Source organism: Streptomyces chattanoogensis, from assembly GCF_001294335.1.
Lineage (GTDB): Bacteria > Actinomycetota > Actinomycetes > Streptomycetales > Streptomycetaceae > Streptomyces > Streptomyces chattanoogensis.
This window is the reverse complement of sequence record NZ_LGKG01000137.1, coordinates 35,998-55,991: the sequence shown is the minus strand read 5'-3', so window position 1 is coordinate 55,991 and position 19,994 is coordinate 35,998. Positions and strand designations below refer to the sequence as shown.

The following is a 19,994-nucleotide window of genomic DNA, read 5'->3' as shown; positions in this document are numbered from 1 at the left end:
CTGCCTGCCCCGCTTGAGGAGTACCCCCTTTGGCCACCACCGGTCTGCCCCGCTCCACCCCGGCCGACGTCTCGCGCGTCACCGAGTCGCTGGAGATGATCGCCCCGCGCTGGAGCGCATGGATCCTGATGACGCTGTCCGCCCAGCCCCTGCGCTACGCGGAGATCAAGCCGCGCCTTCCGTGGCTCAAGGATGGCACGCTCCACCCCAAGCTGGGCAAGCTCACCGACGCCGGGCTGGTCGAGCGCACGGAAATCGCCCCGGGGCACGTCACCTACGGCCTGACCGGGCGCGGCGCCGACCTGATGCCCGTCCTGACCGTGATCGCCGCCTGGGGCGAGGCGCACCTGGAAAAGCCCTTGGTGCGCAACAAGGCCACCGGGGAGCTGGAGCGCGCGACACAGGTTGCGCCCGCCCAGAACATCGAGGACACCCTGGCACTGCTCGGCCCTCGCCATGCCACACCGCTGTTGTGGGCCCTTAAGGCCCGCGGCGCATCGAGCGCCAAGGCACTGGCCGCCGAGGCCATGCCCGGTTACCGGCTCAGCAACGTGTATCCGCAGCTGGACCGCCTGGTCGAGGACGGCCTGGTCCGCAAGGACGGGATTGTCTTCGAGCTGACCGCCAACGGCCAGGCGCTCGCTCCGGTCTACCGGGCCCTCTCCGTCTGGGCGGCGGGACGCCCGCTGGCCGACGCGGACACCCATCCGCTGTGGGGCCAGACACCGTCCCCGGCCCAGGCCCGGTCCGGACCGTGGCTCACCACCCCCTCCCGCCTGCCGGCACCCGCAGCCCCGGCTGCACCGGCAGCGGCCCCGGCGCTGTCCACCCACGCCCCGGCCACGACCTGGAAGGCCGGCGACCTGTTCTCGCACCAGATACCGGCCCGCCCCCTCTCCCTCCCGTCGGCAGGAGGCCCGCGCCGATGACCAGCGTCGCAAACGTCAACCACCCCCAGGTGCGCCGCGCCATCAGGGCACTGTCCCTGCCGGGCCTGATCCGGCTGGTGAGCGAGATCGACGACAACGGCCCCATCAGCCGCCGCCGCGGCAGCCTGCAGAACACATTCGACGACCTTGCCCTGCCCCAACTGCGCCACGCCCTCGACAGAGCCCGCGACTTCGGCGTGGTCTCCTGCGACGAGCACGAACTGGTCCGCTACCGGCTCACCCCAAGCGGCGAAGACCTCGCCAGCGTGTACGACACCGCCGCACGCTGGGCCCGCGCTCACCAGTACCCCACCGCCGCCAGCGACTTCGTCACGCGCGTCCAGCGCACCTTGAAGCTGCTCGGCCAGGTTCCGGCCGACGTGCGTGATGCCGACCGGATGGGCGAGTCGGCCGGACTCCTTGTGGACAGGGGAGTCGTCCTCAGCACCGATGCGGTCTTCGCCCTCGGCGGTCCGCAGGCTGCGCTGGCCGAGTGGCTCCAGGCGAATCCACAGGTCTTGCCTCACGTGGCCTCCCGTGCCGGCGACGCAGAGGATGGCATGGAGCGCGCTGCGTGAGATGCCGTGTCGGACCCCGGCATGCCCGCCGGCCGGTCCCCACCCTGCTGCGCGGCATCTACCTGCCGCGCAGCATGGACGCCGCCGCGTTCGCCATGACGACGTACGGCATCCCCCTGCTGGTGCTCGCCACCACCGATTCCGCGGCCCTGACCGGCCTCGCCTTCGCTCTGGAGTGGATCCCGCGCCTGGGCGCGTTCGCCCTCGCCGGGGCGATGGTCGACCGCCACGGCACCACCCGCGTGATGCGCCTGGCCTCCACGGCTCGGGCCGTGGCGGTCCTGGCCGCAGCCCTCGTCCTGCCGCACCTGGACAGCGGGTTCGGCACCACGGTCGCCGTCATGCTGCTCGCCGCTTCCACCGGCGTGCTCACCGAGTTCTCCTACATCGCCGCGGAGACGGCGGGCGGGGCGGCCAGCCGCCAGGCCGGTGAACGGGCCCACCGCGTCCAGTCGGTGCTCCTGGGCATCGACCAGTCCGGCACCCTGGCCGGGCCCGCGCTCGCCGGCCTGCTGCTGGAACGCTTCGGGACAGCCGGGATATTGACCACGATCGCCGCCTTCTCCCTGCTCGCGTGCGCCTTCGCACCTCGGCAGTACGCACGACACCAGGACGCAGGCCCCGAGCCCGTACTCAAGGGATTGCGCACCGGCTGGAGGACCCTTCGGTCGCTGCCCGCCCTGGGCTGGCTGGTAACCGGGCTGACCGTGTCCAACCTGGCGATCGGCCTTCTCCAGGCAGCGGCCCCCGTGATCGTGGTCAAGCAGCTCGGGCACTCCAGCACGGATGTGGGCCTGATCTGGTCGGTGGCCGCCGGCACCTCCCTCGCCGCGGTCGCCCTGTGCAGGCGCTCGATCGACCGCTATGGCCTGTGGCCGGTCGGCGCCCTCTCCGCCGCCATCGCCGCCTCCGCGTGCCTGGCCGTCTCGCTCACCCACACCTACACCGCGTACCTCGTACTGATCGCGGTGCTCATGGCCGGGGAAGGCGGCATGACGGTGGTCCTGCGCACCCTGCGCTCCCACCTCATCCCCGCAGGCGTGTTCGGCGCCACCCTCTCGCTGACGATCCTCCTGCTCCTGCTGCCCTTCCCGCTGGCCGGCCTCCTCGTCGCCGCCGTGCCGCCCGCCCAGCTCGGCCACGTGATCACTGCCTGCGCCCTCCTGCAGGCCCTCGGCCTCGGCCTCACCTTCGCGCGCCTTCGCACCCGTCTCGCCTAACCCTCCCTGCCCGTCGACGCCCTGCTGCCCGTTCCCATGGAGATCAACTCGATGCCCACGACCCCCGCCGCCCCACGCCAGGCCGTCAAACCGGTGTCCCGCCCGTCCTCGCGCGCGGGATCGAGACCCACGATCACCGACCAGTTCCTCGCCTTCGACGCCGAGCACCCATACGTCTACCGGGCCTTGGAACAGCTGACGGCCGAGCGGCTCGCGGCCGGGGCCACCCGCATCGGTCTGAAGGACCTGTTCGAAGCCCTGCGCTGGCGACTGCCGCACGGCATGCGCGGACTCAACAACAACTACACCGCGCTGTACGCACGGAAGCTGATCGCCGATCACCCCCACTGGGCCGGCGCTTTCAAACTGCGCCGCCGCCGCACCCCCTGAACCGGCACACACCGCATCTGACCTGCCCTCCGGCTCCGCCCCGCGTTCTTCGCGCTCGCTGAACAGGAACCACCGCCATGCCCCAGCCGTCCCGCTCGCCGCAGCCCGAGCGGCGTCCGCTCCTCCTCAACGACGTGGCCCATATGGGCGCGGCGATGCTGCAGCCCCTGCTCCAGGCCAGCTTCCGTAACCTCGTCACCGCCGCCATCGCGGACGCGATCGGACACCTGCCGCGCAGCTCCCGCAAGCTGCTGCACGGACCCCACTTCCGCGACGACCTCGTCGACGCGCTGCAGTGGGCCGAGGGCGAGATGCAGGTCGCCTCCGAGCGCATGACCTGGACGGGCGACCCGCGCGCCGAACGCACCACGCACCAGCTCCAGCAGATCCGCGCCTCCCTCAACCAGGCCCGGTCCGAGGAAGCCGACCGGCGCCGCACCCAGCACCGCGACTCCGCCGGTCACCAGGTGGACGCCGACTCCGCCGCCACGGCCCGCATCTGGCTGCGCCGCGCCTTCCCCGACCACTTCCAGCAGCTGCTCGACCAGGAGTACGCCGCCGCCCAGCTCGAGCCCCGCGCCGCACGGCCCGAAGCAGCCGACGTGTTCGACGCGATCGAATGGGGCTGCGCCGAGGGCTTCCTCTTCGCCACCATGACCCCGGCCGTCCACGCGCTGCTCGGCAAGAGCCCCCTCGCCTTCCGTAACGCCGTCGCCGACGATGCCCGGCAACAGGACGAGCGCACCGTCGAACTACGCCACCCGCTCCTGCTGCGACGCTGGCGCGCAGCGCTGGACGAACTGGCCGAGATGACCGCCCCACTGGCCGGGGCCTCCAGCCCCAGTGTCCTCGGCCCGCTCACCACCGACCTCGACGCGATGCCCAGGCAGGCCGCCTTCGCCGTCCTCAACGCCAGAAGGTTCCTCGTCGCGGTCCAGCAGCGCACTGCTGAGAACGCACGCACCGCCCGCCAGTACGCCCAGACCATCACCGAGCGGGAACAGGACGAGCCCGACCACCAAGCCCACCGCCGCGCCTTCGACCAGGCCCTTCACCGCCTGGCCGACGCACACCCCGACGCCTACGACCACATCCGCCACCGACTGCGCCCCTTCGAGAGCAGCCCCGGCCGCCTCGACGCGGACGCCCTGAACTCCAACGAGCGCGGCACGCTGAAACGGCAGGTCCTGGCCGAACTCGTACCTCCGCCCGCCGCGCCGTCGGCGCCGCACCTGGCCACGACCGCCCTTCCCCGCCCCGCCGCGTCCGCCGCGCACCCGATGGCCACCCGCTAACTCCGCGCCCGACCCTGACGGATTTACCCATGACCGACCCCACCACGACCGACGGAGACGTCTACGTCTTCCCCCGCTACCTCGCCGGACTGGGCGGCATCGGCGACCCCAGCTTCGAGCCCGTCGCCCACTGGCCGCACCACCACATGGATGGACACTGCCAGCTCCTCATCACCTCCCCGGACCACCGCATCAAGATCGGCTGGTTCGGCGACGACTTCGACGTGTGGAGGATCAGCGCGGCCGAAAACGCTGTCTCCGCGGCCCGCTGGACAGCGAGCTTCAACGACAACATGCCCCCCGAGATCGTCCGCGGCCTCACCACAGCCCTGGCAGGCGAGTGGGACGAGGACAGCGACACCTTCCTCAACTCTCGGTCGTACCGGTGGACTGACGCGGTACAGCCCCTGCTCGACGCGAGCTGGAAGCGCAAACCGCTTGCACGCGGCAAGGTGGAGATCGTCTCCCCGGACCAGCTGGCGGGAGCGAGCATCGACGTCGTCAGCGCCGACCCTGATGCGGAGCTGGTGACGCTGTGGGCTGGGCCCCCAGGCTGGGGCACCCGCGCTGAGGCGCACTTCACCGCACGCACCCCGGAGCATCTGATCGCCGCCACGGCCGCCGCCTTCGTCGACCCCACCCCCATCGCCCGCTACAAGGACAACCTCAACCCCCGCCTCGCGAAACTCGCCCAACTCTCCCCTGTGCAGGCGTCGAAGCCCGCTGCACCCACCCCCCTCGACATTCAGCGCGCGAGAGCCGCACACCGTGCACCGGCACTCGGCACCCGCAGCGTCCCCCGCTGGAGCACCACCACGCTCCCACCCGCTCTCCCCGCCGGCCGCAGCGGCCCCCGCCGCTGAACGACCCTTCCAAACGAGAACATCAAATAAGTGTCCCTATACGTACAGCAGTTCTTCGACAGCGTCGTCACGCTGCCCTTCGACGACCACGCCGTCGTCGGCAACTCCTACTACGCCACCCCCCACCCGGACTCGCCACTGCGACTGCGGATCGACTTCGCCCCCACCATCCGACACGGCGAGTACGACGGGCTGCGCCTGCGCGTCATCCATCCCAACCAGGGTGTCCTCGACACCGCCATCCTTCCCTTCGCCGACCACGGCACCTTCGCCCGCCGGGACGCCGCCCGCGACCTGGCGGCCGGCAAGGACGGGTACGCGGTCTTCCGCGACTGGAACGGCGCGCGTACCGGCGAACCGCCGTGGAAGGGCGCGCAGGGCACCGGATTGCGCACGGCGATCAGGCAGTACGCCCTTATCTGGTTCCCCGACGCATCAGCACCTGCCTCAGCCCGCCCCACGGCGGCCCGTACCGTCCTTCCAGCCATCGCACCCGGCACCGGCGTCGTACGCACCCGCTGACCATCACCAGTACACGAAGCCCTATGCCTCCACCACGCTGGCTGCCCTCGCGCCGCCGCCCTCCGCAGCCACACACCCCTGCGGCCAGTGAGCCCGCCCCGCCACCGGGGCCGAACGGCTTCTGGCTCACCGACCCCGCCTTCCGCGACCGGCTACACAGCGCCACGCTGACCATGCTCGATCTGGTCGAGAGCGTCATGTACGACGGCATGACCTTGACCGAGGCCCTCAGTGGCGTGCGGGAGGAGGTCCCCTTCATGCTCGGAGTTCCTGCTGAGTACGGCCTCCTTGTCGAAGGCGAAGCCGCCGCCCAGATCGTCGAGACCGCTGGACTCACCGCGGGATCGCCCTTCGGCCCCACCATCGGCCAGGGCCTGGCCCACATCGAGCAGCGGCCCGTCGAGGAACAACAGCAGTTCGTCCGAGCTGCCGCCCGACGCTACGCGACCACCACTCCATCCCGCCCCCGCTCAGCACCGGTGGCCCCGCCACCCAGCCCGGCACCCGGCCGCACCCGCTGACCGGCTGTCGGTGTACTTGCGAAAGTGCTCAGGCAGGTACAGATGAACGTGCTCAGCCGGATGTGCGCCTGGGTGCTCGCGAGAGACGGGCGCGTGCGACGATCGTGGTGTGGAGCGGCTGGGTGGATGCCGATTTTTCCCGGGAGCGGAGTCAGGTGAAGGACGACGAGATACGCGCGCGCTTCGACGGCCGAGCCTGCGTCGAGCTGCTGCCTGGCCGTGCCATCGCCTCGAATCGGCGCCGGATCGAGGAGATCGCCCACGCGCTCGGCTACCGGCTGCTCGCCACCGAGAATCTCGCCGAGTTCGGCATCCGGCTCGTCTACGAACGCGACGATGCCCCGATCGCACGCCGCCGCGCCGAGCTGACCATTGCTCGGCTGTGCGCGGGTGGGCCGCTGCTGCCGGCGGTAGAACCGCCTCCGCCACCGCCACCGGGCCCGCCGCCCCCGGCCCCGCCACAGCTCCGGCCCCGGCAGCCCAACCGTCCTCGGTGGGGGGCGCCGGCACCGCCACCACCGCCCGCCACTGGAGTTGCTCCAGCCCGACCACGCTTCCCACCCCCGCCACCGGGCCCGCCGCCTCCGCCGCCCATCGCCCCAACCCCTTAGCGGCGTTCGCCCGTGCCCGAAGCGGTGCTGCTGGGCGCCTCCACGAACTGAGCGCGTTCATCCGTACGTGATTGGGCACGTTCACGTGTACGCCGACACCGGCCTCACACCCACGCACCGATGGGCAGTTCTGCCCTCATCCACCCAGGAGAGTCTCTTCTTGCGCATCCGTTCTGTCCGCCGCCTTCCCGCTGCCGTAGGTGTCGCCACCGCGGTGACCGGCACCCTGATCTGGGCCCCGGCGGCCTCGGCCCAGAGCCCCGAGCCGACACCGTCCACGTCTACCGCTCCGCGCAATGCGGCCGAGACCGGTGGCGTCGCCATTCTGAAGAAGGACCCCGCCGGCGACGTCCTCGCCGGCGCCACATTCACCCTGTTCGACTCCTCGGGCAAGGAGGCCGGCAGCGGAAAGACCAACGCGGAAGGACAGCTGGCATTCGCGGACCTCGCGCCGGGGGTATACCGCCTCAAGGAGGTCGCCAAGAGCCGGGGGTTCGCGATTTCCGAAGAGGACGCGAAGCCGAACCGACGGGTGGTGCGGCCATAACGGTACCCGGCGGGCCCGGGTTCGTCTGGGCCTGCCGAACCCACTGTCGGATTGCCAAGACTTTCAACGGGGCGGAGTTCTGACCTGCACGCTGACATCTGCAGTAGCACCAGCATCGATGGCAAGGCTGTGCGTCGGTGGGCTATGAGCGTTTGACGCGGCCGCGGATGGCGAGGACGGCCATACCCAGTAGGACGGGTTCGGCGAGGCGGGCCGTCATCTCGCTGTAGGTGCCGACTGTGGTGAGGTCCTGGCCGGAGGAGCGGAACACCACTGAGTTGATCACTACTCGCAGGGACTTCTCGAACCGGTCGGTCGATAGACGCTCACGGTACGGCCCATCGGGATTGACCGGATCGGGTGTGTCGGTCTTCATTGTGATGCTGTGACGCGTGACGGTGCCAGTGCTGGTCGGCTTTGGATCGTCGCGTGGAAGGCCCCACAGCATCAGCACCAGCACGGTGGCGAGCATGGATGCCAGCAGCCATCCGAGGGCGCGGGAGGCCCGCAGCCCGTAGCCAGACAGCGCCCAGTACAAGACAAGCAGGGCACGCTCGGTGCGGGTGGCGTCGTGGTCGTGGCGGCGCATCTCCATCTCGCCGTAGTAGAAGTCGGCGGCCCCGGGTTCGTTCTTGCCATCCTCGAACGCCTTACGCAATTGCCGATACATCGGTGCCAGCGCTGCCGGCTCCAACACGTCCACCCCCTCTGCCGCAGGCGTCCAGCCGTCTGGGGCAGTGCCCTCAGCGGCGCGCCAGTGCTGCTCCTCGGCCAGCGTCCGGCGTGGCGTCCAGCGCACCGGCCACGGGCCGCGCCAGCGCAGCCCCGAGGGTGTGGTGGGTAGGGGGCATCGCCCCTCCAGCCGTAGTTGGTCGAGGTGGACGGTCCCGGCGAACCGGCAGCCGGTGAGGTCGACGTCGCTGAGCACCAAGTGCGCGGCATCCACCCCCTGCAGCGACACCACTTGCACACGGGCATTCCCCAGGTCAGCCTCGGGTATATCTGCGTCGGAGGAGGTGAAAGGCCGGGGGCGGGCGGCGATGCTCACCGGGTATTCCATGACCGCGTCGCTTAGATCGACGGCAGCGTTCCGCAGGCGCAGCGCGGCGGTGGAGGCCCACCGCGTCTGCAGGCACAGCACGCTTGGTGTAGCCGCCTCAATGGTCACGGCTGCTCCGAACGTGGCGTATGCAAGTTGTAGTTGACCATTGCACACCAGCGGTCCGATCGATCCACCACGCTCGAAGTTCGACCCGTTGAAGAAGGCATAGCCGCTGAACTGAGTGTTCATAAACCCGGCGCTGCCGTTGAATTTGGTTGTGCCGAAGTGGGCGTCGCCGCCGAACTTCACCTTGTGGAAGATGGCATGGCCGCTGAACTCGGCCCTGGTGAAGAAGGATTTGCCACCGAACTTTGCCTCGTTGAACCAGGCGTTGCCACCGAACTGTGTCTCGGCGAACGCGGCGTCATCAGTGAACTTCGCGCTCCAGAACGACACGGCGCCACCGAACTCCACGCCGCTGAACTCAGCGTCTCCGTCGAACTGGGCGTGACTGAAATCGGCCCTGCCTAAGCGGGGCCGATTGGTGGTGGGGTCCTTGATCGCGGAGAGTAACTCATCCAATAGTTCCCTGCTCAACCGGGTGCCGCAGTGGTCGATGTCGGCACCGGCTCGCAAGTCAGCCAGGTAGGCGGAGCGATCGGCGTCCTTGAGATGGACCAGGCACTCGGCATACGGCTCGACACGCCGACCTCGGCAGCCGACCGGATCGGTCTCAGGCTGGGCACCGTGACCACAGTGCGGCCAGTCCGGCGGGGTCGGATACGGGTCAGGGTTCGGTTGTGTCATGTCCAGTGAGCGTAGCGACATGTTCAGTAGTTGCTCGCCTCTCAACTCGGTGGGGGCGGCGGCTCTGCGGTGCCGTAGAGAACCCTGATGGCCGGCACCAGGCGACTCTTAGGCCCCCGGCCGCGGCTCCCCTTACCGTGCCGGACGTGTAGCTTGCCGAAGTCGCCCAGGTCCGGGCGCCAGTCGCGGATGTCTAGCTTGAGCGTCTCGCCGATTCGCGTGCCGACCCGTCGCCACAGCGAGGCGACCATGTAGTCCCGGGCGGCTGGCAGGAACTTCCTGGCCTGGCCCAGCGACTCCCGCCATCCAGCGAACAGCTGGTCCACCTCCGCCTCGGACGGCGGAATCCGTGGCGTTCCGTACTCGCTCTTAGCCGGGCGGTTGAACTCGTCGATCGGCTGGACCAGCACGTGGCCGGTCAGCGCGTGCACATCCCCTTGGTAGCGGGTGATCAGGAAGTCAAAGAACTGCGCGAGAGTCCACGCCTTGCTCTGGACCGCGCTGTGAGCCAGCCGCTTCACCTTGCGCTGCTCCGCAAGGAATCGGTCCGCGTCCTCCGGGCCCGTCGTCCACACTGGCCGGCCGAGGAACCGCACGAACTCGAAGATCTGCCAGCGGTCGTCGGCGATGGAGCCGTCGCTTAACCCGGCGCCAACTCCGGCCAGCAGAAACTGGTCCACCAGCTCCTGCTCGAAATCCTCGTACTCCTGTGCTGTCTGTAGCCGCTGCGGCGTCCCGATCGACCGGACGACCGCGAGCGTCACCGACGCCTCAGCTCACTGCGAACGACCATGCGTCATGGATAGAGCGGCATATCTTCAGGAATCCCGACGCAACGTCGAACTCTCCACGCGATCGAGTGAACCCCCGCTCACCAGCGCCGCAGGTCAGGAGACGATGCACAAAACGGAGTGAACTCACGGGAGTCCCGACAAGCGGCAGCAAGCTGCACGACACGGTCGACGACCAGGACGTCATCGTCACGACCGGCACCGACACTCCATTGACGATCACCGATCCGTTCAAGCCCGCCGAACTAATCGTCAAGAAGACCGACAAGGGTAGTGGCGAGCCGCTTGCTGGGGCGGTCATCAACATCACCCCGGCAGGTGATGACGGTGAAACGGTCACACTGACCACCAGCAAGGACGGCACAGCAAAGGTCAAGCTCCCCATCTCCTCCCGCACCGGCACCAACTACACGGCCACCGAGACAAGGCCCCCACCGGCTACCAGATGGATGCCAAGCCAGTGAAGTTCGCCGCCAAGCCCGATGACTCGGTCACCGTCACGCTCGCCAACACCAAGAAGGAGCAGCCGACCATGCCCACCACCCCGCCGACCTCACCGGAGACGACCAGCCCGGCCAAGCCCTCGCACAAGCCGACCTCCGGCACTCCGCACGAGGACGAGGGCACACCGTCCCCGTCCGTCACCGCTTCGGGCAACCCGTCGGCGGACGAGAGCGCGTCGAGCACCGCAGCCCCTCCGGAAGGCTCCCTCGCCCACACCGGCGCTGACGCCACACCGTGGCTGCTCGGCGGTGCCGGAGTGCTGCTGGCTGCGGGAGGCGGAGCGGTCATCGCCACCCGCCGGCGCTGTACTGACGACGGCCCCGCCGACAGCTGACAACCTGACCAACCACCTCGCAAGGCCCCCGGAATCCGCCCCCACGATTCCGGGGGCCTTCGTCAGTCCTGCCGCGCGTAGCGCGCGGACCGCGCCGCCGACGCCCCTGCCTGTCAGCCCGGCACGGAGACGAACCCGCTGGCGCCGCCGAGCCTCATACGTAGCCGTTGCGGCCGCACCGCTGTACAGACGAACGCTAAGCGCCGCAGGCAGTGGAGTGCTGGCCAGCAGTCGGGAGGGGCTGTCCCGAATTCGGCACCGGAGTCCACGCGATCCGGGGCTTTGGTTTAACCACAGTCAACATCCAGAACGCGCGCAATCGTGCGGAACTCCGAGAACGGTCTGCTACAACCTTGCGCGTGCGGCGGTCAGCAGGGCACGTCGAGTACCAAGAGCGGCAGGTCGGGATGGCGATGTGCCCTGATATCGTGCTGCGGCCCGATTTCGGCGAACAGGTTTTCCAGAGCGCACAGTGTGTGTTCGGCGAGCCTGCGGTGCACGTCGCTGTAGCGGGCGAGCTTCCGTGGCACCGGATGGACGCGCGAGAGATCCGGAATGTTGACGTTGACTACGACCGCGTCCCCAACGAGCAGCCCCTCTGGGGCGAACTCGACGACTAGCCCGAACTCGTTCTGATCGTCGCCGGGCTTCAGGACCCGATAATTCGCCAAGGTGAGCAGGTAGCTGACGTGATGCACCGCGTTCCCGCAGACGTACTCGTCGTCCCGCTCGCGATTCCAGACAGCGCCTTCCGCATACGTGGTCATATCTGGCAAACGAGGGCAGTCAACCCCGGTTACCGTCACCAACCGGCAGCGGTCTGCGCAGTGGCCGGCTCTCCGCCGCCCCCGGCTGCGCACCATGCCCCTTGTCGGACGCCACTGAAACCCCAGTCGAACATGTGGCCATTTGCTACCGGTTAGGGAAGGGGCCGCCCGTGGCCAATGGCACACTGGACGGCTCGCGTGTAAACCGGGGGTGAGGCTTGTCATTTCGGACAAATGCGGTTGAGCTGATCAATTCCTCTTGGGGGATGCACACCCTCAACGAGCTGCTCATCGAGCTGGTGCTCGCGCTGCTGAGGGAGCTGGACGAACAGGCCGGCATGGCAGGCGATGACGACGCTGGACGGGCTTTTGCAGCGGTCTACCACAGCGCGGCACAAACGACGGTGAATCAAATAGGCGAAGCCGCACACATCATGGGACGCGGCAGTGAGGGGATGCTGCAGACGGCCAACAACTACATGGCGACAGAGAGCAAGGTTGCAGAAGAAATGCTCTCCGCCATCGGGCGGCGCAACGCGGCAGAATCCCTCATGGGTACCGGACCTGCGAGGTCGGCGAACTGTGCGCCTGCACCCCGCGGCCGTGGGAACGAACTCCCCGAAGTTATCGGCGAGACGACGACGAGCGACATAGTCATCGACGGCGACCGCTTCCGCGGCGACCCCGCCAAGCTGAGATCCGTGGCGCGATCCTGGCGAAAGGCCAGGAACATCACGGAACGCATCTACTCTGACGCGCGAGAGTGCTGGAGGACTGCAGCCCGCAACCAGGAAGGGAAGACCGCAGAAGCGATAGGCTCCTTCTTCCTTAAATTCGTGGGGCACGACGATGTTCCCGCCAAGGCCGAGTCGTCATGCACTCTGCTGGCCAACCTCCCAGCCGCATGCCAACAGATCGCAAACGCCTGCGACAGATACGCCGACCACATCGAGACCGCAAGCAGCCAGTCCTGGAAGAACACCATCTCCGACGCGATCTTCGAGTTCGGCGGAGAATCCGTCTGGGACAACCCCATGTTCGGCGGCAACGGCGAGGACGGCGGTCTCCATGACGCGGTCTCCGGCGACGGCCGCATCATGGACCTCGCCAGCCTGGGACACAGCTTGGACTCCTCGCAATCGCGCGTACGAGTCCCCGAGCCGACCCCTGGCCCCTGGATGCCCAAGCCGATCCTGCCGGGCCTTCCACCACTACCAGTACCAGTGGCACCCGGCAGCCCGATCATGATCCCAGCCGGGTACACCAAGCCCGATCCGAACCTGTACCGTCCGGCGATGCCACCTCCAATCCCTCCGGACCCGCGCTTCCCGCCGCTGACACCCACTGAGCGACAGAGTTTCCGGCGATGGGCAAACAGTCTCCGCGACGGTGGATTTTCCGGCGGTACACAGGCGGAAAAGGACTACCAACGTCGTACGGCGGGCTACCCCGAGAAGGAGGTACCCATCGATCCGCGCAAGTCCCCGCTAGGCACATTGATGGTGGACGGCGTACGTGATACAGACGGAATGGCGGTGGAGGCGAAGTTCGTTAAGCGTCCCGGATGCACGTACCGCAATCTTGACGACCTGGAGAACGGTGACAATTTCCAAGAGAAGGTGCTTCACAAAAAGGACGAAAAAGAGCTTTACAAGTATAAAGCGGCGATCGAGTACCCAGGCCATGCGGGTCGACTACGCGGCGTGGAAGTAGCTACCAACGACCCCGATGCCGTCCCGTACTGGGACGCGCTGCTCGTCGCTCACGGAGTCAAAGGCTACGGCAGGTACGTGCCGTAGTCATGATCTTGGAGTCTAGGAAACCTTGCCATGAGTGAAGATGCCGCCGATTTTCGAACCATGTTCATCTTCAGCCCTCCTGAGGGCGAGCCGCAGGGGTGGGGGCTAACCTTCGCTTCCTTCGCCGATGCGCTGCAGGCGAAAGAACCTGATGCCCCTGTCCATGCGTGGAGCGGGCACTACACGGGCGAGACGCTCTCGTTCCAGTTCGGCACGTCCACTGGGGAAACGGCTGAAGGGATGGTGGGAGTGGAACCCAATGGCGTTGCTATTGAGGACTGCACTGCTGCCGAAGCGGCCGACTTCGCGGGGTGGCTGCGGCAGGCGATCGTGCCGGCGGGTAGCGGACTCATGGCGAACATTCGAGAGGGAGTTGAGTGGGAGCTGCCTCTGGTGGAACTCCATGGAAGTGGAGTAAGTGAATTGGAAGCGTCTCTAGTTGGTCATGTCGAGCGAGTTTTGCGTTATGAGGAGGAGCAGCTCGGCTGAATGCTCCTCGCACCGTTGGCCGGTGCGGGGTGGCGAAATCGGTACGGAGGCTGGGTCCCCCCACCATCGTGGGACGAAGCCGACGCCTGACAAGCCCGGTAAGGGCGAGGGCACCTCCTGACAGTCGTCCCCGTCCACCTCGCCTTCTGACACCTCTGTCGCGGACGAGGCCACCTCGGGCACCGCGGTGCCCACGCCTGAGGGGCTCTCGCCCGCGGGCGCCGTCCCCGGTGCCGATGCCACTCCGTGGCTGCTCGGCGGTGCCGGACTGCTCCTCGCTGCTGGTGCGGGCGCATTCATCGTTGCCCGCCGATGCCGTGTGGACGACTCCAACGACGACGGCTCCGCTAATAACTGACACACCTGGCCCACCGAACCTGGCCCCCGGAATCCTCGCGATTCCGGGGGCTTTGGCATGTCCGGAAGCGCTATGCGCGGGGAGTCGAGCCAAAATCCGGCCGAGGCGAGCAGGCCATGCCCTACCGTCTCGAGCTGGCCGAATCGACGGTCTGTTGCAGGATGCTAAGGGACTGGAGACGGGGATCGCCGGGCCTGGCCCGTCATTCGGCTTGTGGCAGTTCGGCCGCCGGGGCCTGGGGTGGCCGGACGCCGGTCAGTTCCTCCGTCCGGCTGGCGAGAGCATCAGCGAGGCGGGGGTAGAAGCCGCGGGCGACGGCCTGGAGCATCTCGGCGAGCGCGCACAGCTCCCCCACACGTCCGGCGTCGGTGGTGAGGATGTCGTCGAAGACCTCGCGGACCATTGCGGCGACGGCGGGAACGCCGAGGCTGGCGGCATGCAGGGTGCCGGCATCGAAGCCGACGGGGACACGTCCCCAGCGTTCCCAGTCGATGACGGTTAGCGGGTGCTGGGTGAGGTTGGCCCACTGAAGGTCGCCGTGGCCGGTCGTGCGCTCGATCATCTCCGGTGCGGTGACGCCAAGGAAGTGCGGGAAGGCCCGCTGCGCCCAGCGGTCACGGACCGTGGTGCGGCCCCCGGGCGCCTTGGCGAGCACATCGAGGGCACGGCGGAGGTCGGCCCACCACTGGTCAGGCAGGCCCGGGTCCTGCGTGATGTCGCAGCGGTGCGGGGAGATGACGGGGGTGGTGAGGCAGTCGGCGAGCTCAGCCTCGTAGGCATAGCCGTCGGCGGCCCACCGGGTGTGGTCGTGCAGGCGGGGGCGGGGTACTTCGGCGGGGACGAGTTGCTGGGCTCCGATGGCGCCTTCGCCGTGCTTGGGCGCGGGAGGGCGGGTGCCTTTGCCGGAGGCGACGCGCAGCCAGTAGGCGCCGGTGCGGCGGCCGATGGTGCACCCTTGCCAGCCCCAGGCGATCGGCCCGTCGCCACGGGCCTCGCCGAAGAGGTCGGCGGCGTGGGCGAGCGCGGCCTCCATACGGGCACGGGTCGGCTCATCCGCCGGTGCATACATCAGTCCCCCTTCAGGCGTCCAGCGTCCCACGGTAGAGGTTCTGACTGTTGACCATGGGGCTCGCGGGACGTTGGATGGACGGTCCTGGCAGGAAGTGTCGACATGTCCGGTAGCCCGGTCCCGGGCCCCGGCGGATCCGAGAAGGGCCCTCGCATCGTGACTGAACCCGACGCCGACCGGCCTGATATCAACCGCGTCGACTGCTCAGACTGCGGTGGAGGGCCGGCAGAGGACAACATTCGCATTTCCTGGGTCGACACCGAGAAGGGGTTCACCGAGATCTGGCACGTGCCGGAGTGCCCGACGTACCTCATCGAACGCATCATGGGCGAAGACGGCGCCCGGCGTGCCAAGCAGCGAAATGCCTGGGCGCAGGCATCGTTCCCCGCAGCGCATCAATGCCTCCAGGCTGCTGCCGCCCTGGCCGCGGGCGACACCGCGGCGGCCCCCTTCGTCGCTGCTCTCACCCAGCTCGTCCAGGCCCAGGGCGCCAACACCGCGGCCTTCGTGGTCCTCGACAAGTGGGTCGAAATCCTCGACCAGCACTTCCCGCCCAAGGAGCCGAACCCCAAGCCCCAGTGACGTGACGCTGGCTGATCCGGTGATCGATGGGAACAGGTAGGAGCGGTCGCGGGCGCCAAAGACCGTGAGCGAGTCAGCCGACGCAAGGCGAGCAGCGCGGCATCACGCCCGGGGCGCCAGCCGTACGGGTGGTCCCGACGGCCGATTCGCGCTTCCTGCTTCCGCCGGGGCTGGGGGAGCAGCTGTTGCCCACGAGCGGGGCAATCACGGTTCGGGGGAGATGGCATCCAACAACTGCCGCAGCAGGAGCACCGCGCGGCCAGAGAATCCACCCGCCTCCTCCAGGACCGAGGCTGCCGGATCCAGGACATCAGCCAGCCGTCCGACCCGCACCTCGACCGGCGCGCCCCTGAGGCCCTCCCGGAACCACGACCCGCTCCAATGTCCCCGTGCAAGGTCCTCCGCCAAGCCTCGCTCCTGCGACGACGGCGTCCACATCCCCGCGCGGTAGTCGGCCAGCAGAGCGCCCGCGTCCCGCTCCAGCGCTCGGGCCATAGCTGTCGCATCCGTGCTCATGCCCCGCTCAACGATGCACCCCCGCCGCCGTGACGGCCCGCGAGGCACACCGCGGGCCCTCATGCCGGACAGCCCGAGTGCCGACTCACCGGACAGGCCGCTGGTTCAGCCGGTCGTTCTCGGCGTGCATCGCTGGTGGTGCGGGGCGCAGGGTGGGGGTATGGATGCTCGTGTCGTCGTGCACCCGCCGTCACCGACGGGCGGGCGTCGTGTGCGTGTTGACGGCCAGAGTCTGGGCCTCGCGTATGGTCCCGCTGATCTTCTGGAGTTCCTCCGTCGGGCCGGCCTGGATCCTGAGCAAGTTCGATTGGACGACCCAATGATCGAGTGGCGTGGCGGCGGGCCTGACATCTGGGGTGCCGAAGCTGACTGACCCGAGATACCCAGAGGCCGGATGCATTGGCGACGCGACGCGGCAGAGTGAGCGTCGCTGATCGATGCTGCTGGTGGTTCCCCGGCCCGCGATCTGCGGCGGTGTGCCGTGTTGGGCGGGTGACGGACAGGCGGGGAACCGGCAGTGGTGGCTACAAGACTGGGGCCTTGGCCCGCTTGGCTTCGACCTTGGCGCGGCACGAGGCGCACAGCGGGTTGGCGCCATGACCGTAGCGGTGGCAGGGCTGCTGGCAGGCGGCGCAGCGTCCGATCTCTTTAGGCGGGCAGGACAGCGGCGCGGTGGTCGGTGCGGGGGCGGGTGTCGTCACGGCGGAACCTTTCTTCTCAGCCACATAATCCCCCGGGCCCGGGCTGCATTCCCGCGCAGGGAGCTCAGTCGATCCGGAGTTCGCGGTCGGGGCGGCACAGCCCACACGCCTCCACGCCGGCGGCCAGCGCCTCGATGGCGTCGCGCCGGGTGATCGGTCGCACCCTGGGCTGTCCCTTCGTGCACTCACCGTGATGGACGGCCACGGGGCGTGGGTCGGCGCCTACGTTCAGCTGTACCGTCCAGTCCGGCGGCGGCACTGCGCGGACGGAGGCTTTGCGTGCAGCCTCCTGCTGCTCGACCTCGACAATGCGGCGGTGCACGCGGTTCAGCTCCAGCTGGAGGTAGGTCGCGATCACGCTGAGCCGAGACAGGTCGTCAGGCAGAGGAGATGTGTCGCGCACGTGTTCGATATTACGCTTCCTGGTGCTCGCTGCCTCGTCGGCATCGGATGTCCCGTGCCATCGGAGATTGAGCGTTGTCACTGAAAGGGGATGACCGCGAGGTTCGTGCCATCGAAGTTTGACCGCTTCAGTCAACTCAGCAGGTCAGCCACCTCAAGGTCGAGCGCAACTCTGGTCGGCGGGCATGCCGCGAGGCCCCCAGATTGCCGTCGTGCGAGAGGTGGTCGAAAGTGCGAGGCTGGATCCGGCCTTCGCGGAGAAGTCGCTGACCGTCATGATTCGCGGCTTAGTCCTATGCGGAAGGGTCCGGCAGTCTGGGTGCACTCGTGGGGTCCGCCCCGCACCACCGGCCCCGGCCAGCGCGGCGTCCTTCCCAGAAGTGAGGCGGCGCATGGACATCGAGCTGACATATGACATGGTCGGAACCCGTTTGCGTGGAATCGGTGATGCGACAATCACCTACGACCGGCTGGGCAGCCGGCCCCGCACCCTCGGTTCATGGAAGCTCGAATACGACCGTCTCGGCACGCGCCTGCGCGCCGTGAGCACCGCTGAAATCACCTACAGCCGGTGGGCTGGCCTGCCTCGCACCGTCGGACAGTGGAGCTGTGAACACAGCAAGCTCGCCTCCCGCCTGTTGCGCATAGGCCCTCATGAACTGAGATACGACCAACTCTGTAGCCGCGTACGTGCCATCGGCTCGCTCGAAATCTTCTACGACCGACTCGGTACCCGCCCCAATCGAGTGCGGCTGCCGGGCGAGGGGGAGTTGCTGTCCGACGATCTCCTCCTTGCGCTCTTCCTCGTGCTGTACTGGCAAGAGGAGCAGGAGAGACAAACGGCTGCCCGGCGAGGGGGAGTTGGGGTCCAACGATCTCCTCCTCTGCTCAGGCTTCGGTGGCACACGATCAACCTTCGACGGTACGGGACATCGGAGTCCGGCAGCAGCGTCAGCCCGAACGGCGCGGCGATCACGGCGGTTAGCTCCTGGCGCGGCATTACCACCACTGAACCTCCGGTCGCGCCCCTGTCCGTGGGCCCGAAGGCGCCAGGTGTGCCCGGCAGCCGGCGGCGTCGTATGGAGATCCCCTCCTCGCTCGCAGGTTCGCCGAGATATCGGCGGTGCTGCTCGTTCCTCTATCCGCGTTCGATGGCGGGTAGATCGTCCGTGGTCGCCGGGGCGCAGGATGAAGTTTGCGGTGCGGAGTGCGGCGGGCCGCATGTGGCGTCGGGAGCGAGAGCGGTGGCGGGTACGCGCCGGAAGCGTGGCAATGCCCAGCCCGAGCGCTGCGGCGGTTCCATCCACTTTTTCGCCAGTTCGCCGGGGGCAGACAGGAAAGATCCCGAAAGGACTGGTGGAAGCTGCAGGGGCATGTCAACGTAGACGACCTTCCCCGGAACCCCAGGTCAGAGAGGTGATGCCGATGACTGTTGAAGTCGCCCCACCCGGATTCGCCACGACGGTTGAGGCTCTGCGGCCCCGCTCCTGGAAACTCGGCCCCGGCCAGCCGCAGGAGGTGATCGACCAGTTCACGGACGCTGGCTTCAAGCTCGTCGTGGACGACCGGGCGGATGTCCACATCAACTCTCGCGACGGACGGTTCTACCTCGGCTGGTTCCCGATGGGCCGGCCCGGCGACGACGGCGAGGGCTGGGTGATCGCTGTGACCGGCACCGCGAAGGTCCCCGGGTACCGGATGTCCTTCGACACCGAGACCCCAGCGGAGATCATCGCTACAGCGGTGGCCCAGGTACTGGCCACCGCTCGGCCGCTGTGATCTGTCCGCCTCACCCTGCTGTTCGTACGTGATGCAACCCTGCCCCTGCTGCTGGGCGGCGAACCCGCCCGCTACTGCTTGGAGAATGCCTTGGACCTGCCGGAGCCGACCGTCGGCGAGCTGCTCGACCGCCTGTCCGCCAGCGACCGCGACACGGTGGTACGCCTGAGGATCAACCCCTTCGACCCCACGGCCCGCCGCCTGGGGGGTGTGGTCCCCACCCGTGACGAGACCGGCCGTCCGGTCGTGTTCATCGCCGAGTCCAAGGGGGCCGAGCAGTTCGGGCCCTCGCCGGAGCTGTCCGTCGGCGAGCTGCTCGACCTTCTGTCCGCCTGCGGGCGCGACGCCGTGGTCCGCCTCGCCATCAACCCCGATTTCCCCATGTCCCACCGCACGGGCGACGTGGTCGGCGCCCGCGACGAGAGCGGTCGGCCGGTGGTGTTCATCAGGGAGCCCGAGGAGACCGAGCAGTTCGGGCCTCTTCCCCCCGACGTTGCTGTCGCGCTGACCTGGCACCAGCCGACTGACCCACCCCCGCGCCGACGGCGCGGCACCCGCCCCAGCGGCGGACAGTGACC

The 19,994-nt window shown here is 68.4% G+C and carries 24 protein-coding genes; 17 read left to right on the top strand and 7 right to left on the bottom strand.

From position 1 onward, the window contains the following. The first annotated feature begins 29 nt into the window (after positions 1-29). The 9 genes from ADL29_RS17925 (at position 30) to ADL29_RS17885 (ending at position 7,476) form a co-directional block, all read left to right on the top strand. A complete protein-coding gene (locus ADL29_RS17925) occupies positions 30-929 on the top strand; it encodes a winged helix-turn-helix transcriptional regulator (RefSeq protein ID WP_053924653.1) in 900 nt (299 codons plus the stop codon). Further along, entirely contained in the window at positions 926-1,507 is a 582-nt protein-coding gene (locus tag ADL29_RS17920; protein WP_053924652.1) for a hypothetical protein, read from the top strand. Before ADL29_RS17925 ends, ADL29_RS17920 begins: the two co-directional genes overlap by 4 nt. Next, the gene (locus tag ADL29_RS17915; protein ID WP_053924651.1) at positions 1,504-2,727 is read left to right on the top strand and encodes an MFS transporter; all 1,224 of its coding nucleotides are present in this window, start codon (positions 1,504-1,506) and stop codon (positions 2,725-2,727) included. Before ADL29_RS17920 ends, ADL29_RS17915 begins: the two co-directional genes overlap by 4 nt. Before the next feature lie 51 nt (positions 2,728-2,778). Then, positions 2,779-3,117 (top strand): hypothetical protein, encoded by a 339-nt coding sequence (locus ADL29_RS17910; protein ID WP_245689480.1) that lies wholly within the window; start codon positions 2,779-2,781, stop codon positions 3,115-3,117. A 77-nt stretch (positions 3,118-3,194) separates the two neighbouring features. Next, on the top strand, positions 3,195-4,412 hold the full coding sequence (locus tag ADL29_RS17905; protein WP_053924650.1) for a hypothetical protein: 1,218 nt from the start codon (positions 3,195-3,197) through the stop codon (positions 4,410-4,412). A 29-nt stretch (positions 4,413-4,441) separates the two neighbouring features. Next, entirely contained in the window at positions 4,442-5,275 is an 834-nt protein-coding gene (locus tag ADL29_RS17900) for an SPDY domain-containing protein (protein ID WP_053924649.1), read from the top strand. A gap of 30 nt (positions 5,276-5,305) precedes the next feature. After that, a complete protein-coding gene (locus tag ADL29_RS17895) occupies positions 5,306-5,797 on the top strand; it encodes a hypothetical protein (protein WP_053924648.1) in 492 nt (163 codons plus the stop codon). Between the two features lie 23 nt (positions 5,798-5,820). Then, positions 5,821-6,318, top strand: coding sequence for a hypothetical protein (locus ADL29_RS17890; protein WP_157878525.1), 498 nt, complete (start codon positions 5,821-5,823; stop codon positions 6,316-6,318). 771 nt (positions 6,319-7,089) lie between these two features. Beyond that, on the top strand, positions 7,090-7,476 hold the full coding sequence (locus tag ADL29_RS17885) for an MSCRAMM family protein (protein ID WP_157878524.1): 387 nt from the start codon (positions 7,090-7,092) through the stop codon (positions 7,474-7,476). Between the two features lie 142 nt (positions 7,477-7,618). Here ADL29_RS17885 and ADL29_RS17880 read toward each other — a convergent pair whose 3' ends face one another. Together ADL29_RS17880 and ADL29_RS45310 are read right to left on the bottom strand one after the other, a co-directional pair. Further along, positions 7,619-9,325: a pentapeptide repeat-containing protein gene (locus ADL29_RS17880; protein WP_053924646.1), complete on the bottom strand. Its 1,707-nt coding sequence runs from the start codon at positions 9,323-9,325 to the stop codon at positions 7,619-7,621. 41 nt (positions 9,326-9,366) lie between these two features. Beyond that, the gene (locus tag ADL29_RS45310; RefSeq protein ID WP_245689478.1) at positions 9,367-10,089 is read right to left on the bottom strand and encodes a hypothetical protein; all 723 of its coding nucleotides are present in this window, start codon (positions 10,087-10,089) and stop codon (positions 9,367-9,369) included. Between the two features lie 239 nt (positions 10,090-10,328). Between ADL29_RS45310 and ADL29_RS44135 the strand changes: the two genes are divergently transcribed. Both ADL29_RS44135 and ADL29_RS17865 read left to right on the top strand, forming a co-directional pair. Then, positions 10,329-10,580 carry a SpaA isopeptide-forming pilin-related protein gene (locus tag ADL29_RS44135; RefSeq protein WP_053924645.1) on the top strand — a complete coding sequence of 84 codons (252 nt, stop codon included), beginning with the start codon at positions 10,329-10,331 and terminating at the stop codon, positions 10,578-10,580. After that, positions 10,562-10,954 carry an LAETG motif-containing sortase-dependent surface protein gene (locus ADL29_RS17865; protein ID WP_107095007.1) on the top strand — a complete coding sequence of 131 codons (393 nt, stop codon included), beginning with the start codon at positions 10,562-10,564 and terminating at the stop codon, positions 10,952-10,954. The genes ADL29_RS44135 and ADL29_RS17865 overlap by 19 nt, the downstream gene beginning before the upstream one ends. A gap of 368 nt (positions 10,955-11,322) precedes the next feature. On the opposite strand, the gene ADL29_RS17860 is transcribed toward ADL29_RS17865, so the two are convergent. Then, the gene (locus ADL29_RS17860) at positions 11,323-11,721 is read right to left on the bottom strand and encodes a hypothetical protein (protein ID WP_053924643.1); all 399 of its coding nucleotides are present in this window, start codon (positions 11,719-11,721) and stop codon (positions 11,323-11,325) included. Positions 11,722-11,987: 266 nt separating this feature from the next. Here ADL29_RS17860 and ADL29_RS45305 point away from each other — a divergent pair, with 266 nt between their 5' ends. The 3 genes from ADL29_RS45305 (at position 11,988) to ADL29_RS46025 (ending at position 14,367) form a co-directional block, all read left to right on the top strand. Next, a complete protein-coding gene (locus tag ADL29_RS45305) occupies positions 11,988-13,520 on the top strand; it encodes a restriction endonuclease fold toxin-2 domain-containing protein (protein ID WP_063788486.1) in 1,533 nt (510 codons plus the stop codon). A gap of 30 nt (positions 13,521-13,550) precedes the next feature. Next, positions 13,551-14,009: a hypothetical protein gene (locus ADL29_RS17850; RefSeq protein WP_157878522.1), complete on the top strand. Its 459-nt coding sequence runs from the start codon at positions 13,551-13,553 to the stop codon at positions 14,007-14,009. Positions 14,010-14,196: 187 nt separating this feature from the next. Continuing rightward, positions 14,197-14,367: an LAETG motif-containing sortase-dependent surface protein gene (locus tag ADL29_RS46025; protein WP_281181874.1), complete on the top strand. Its 171-nt coding sequence runs from the start codon at positions 14,197-14,199 to the stop codon at positions 14,365-14,367. Between the two features lie 202 nt (positions 14,368-14,569). On the opposite strand, the gene ADL29_RS17845 is transcribed toward ADL29_RS46025, so the two are convergent. Further along, on the bottom strand, positions 14,570-15,436 hold the full coding sequence (locus ADL29_RS17845; protein ID WP_053924641.1) for a hypothetical protein: 867 nt from the start codon (positions 15,434-15,436) through the stop codon (positions 14,570-14,572). A gap of 156 nt (positions 15,437-15,592) precedes the next feature. Between ADL29_RS17845 and ADL29_RS17840 the strand changes: the two genes are divergently transcribed. Then, a complete protein-coding gene (locus tag ADL29_RS17840; protein WP_157878521.1) occupies positions 15,593-16,018 on the top strand; it encodes a hypothetical protein in 426 nt (141 codons plus the stop codon). 204 nt (positions 16,019-16,222) lie between these two features. On the opposite strand, the gene ADL29_RS17835 is transcribed toward ADL29_RS17840, so the two are convergent. From ADL29_RS17835 to ADL29_RS17820, 3 genes are all read right to left on the bottom strand, one after another. After that, positions 16,223-16,534, bottom strand: coding sequence for a hypothetical protein (locus ADL29_RS17835; RefSeq protein ID WP_157878520.1), 312 nt, complete (start codon positions 16,532-16,534; stop codon positions 16,223-16,225). 765 nt (positions 16,535-17,299) lie between these two features. Further along, positions 17,300-17,638, bottom strand: a complete 339-nt coding sequence (locus ADL29_RS17825; RefSeq protein WP_053924637.1) for a DUF6233 domain-containing protein — start codon at positions 17,636-17,638, stop codon at positions 17,300-17,302. Positions 17,639-18,134: 496 nt separating this feature from the next. Further along, positions 18,135-18,509 (bottom strand): hypothetical protein, encoded by a 375-nt coding sequence (locus ADL29_RS17820; RefSeq protein ID WP_053924636.1) that lies wholly within the window; start codon positions 18,507-18,509, stop codon positions 18,135-18,137. A 553-nt stretch (positions 18,510-19,062) separates the two neighbouring features. Between ADL29_RS17820 and ADL29_RS17815 the strand changes: the two genes are divergently transcribed. Both ADL29_RS17815 and ADL29_RS46305 read left to right on the top strand, forming a co-directional pair. Next, complete coding sequence (locus ADL29_RS17815; RefSeq protein WP_053924728.1) at positions 19,063-19,416, top strand: SPDY domain-containing protein; 354 nt, start codon at positions 19,063-19,065, stop codon at positions 19,414-19,416. A gap of 90 nt (positions 19,417-19,506) precedes the next feature. Beyond that, positions 19,507-19,992, top strand: a complete 486-nt coding sequence (locus ADL29_RS46305; protein WP_342671169.1) for a hypothetical protein — start codon at positions 19,507-19,509, stop codon at positions 19,990-19,992. Positions 19,993-19,994 lie beyond the last annotated feature (2 nt).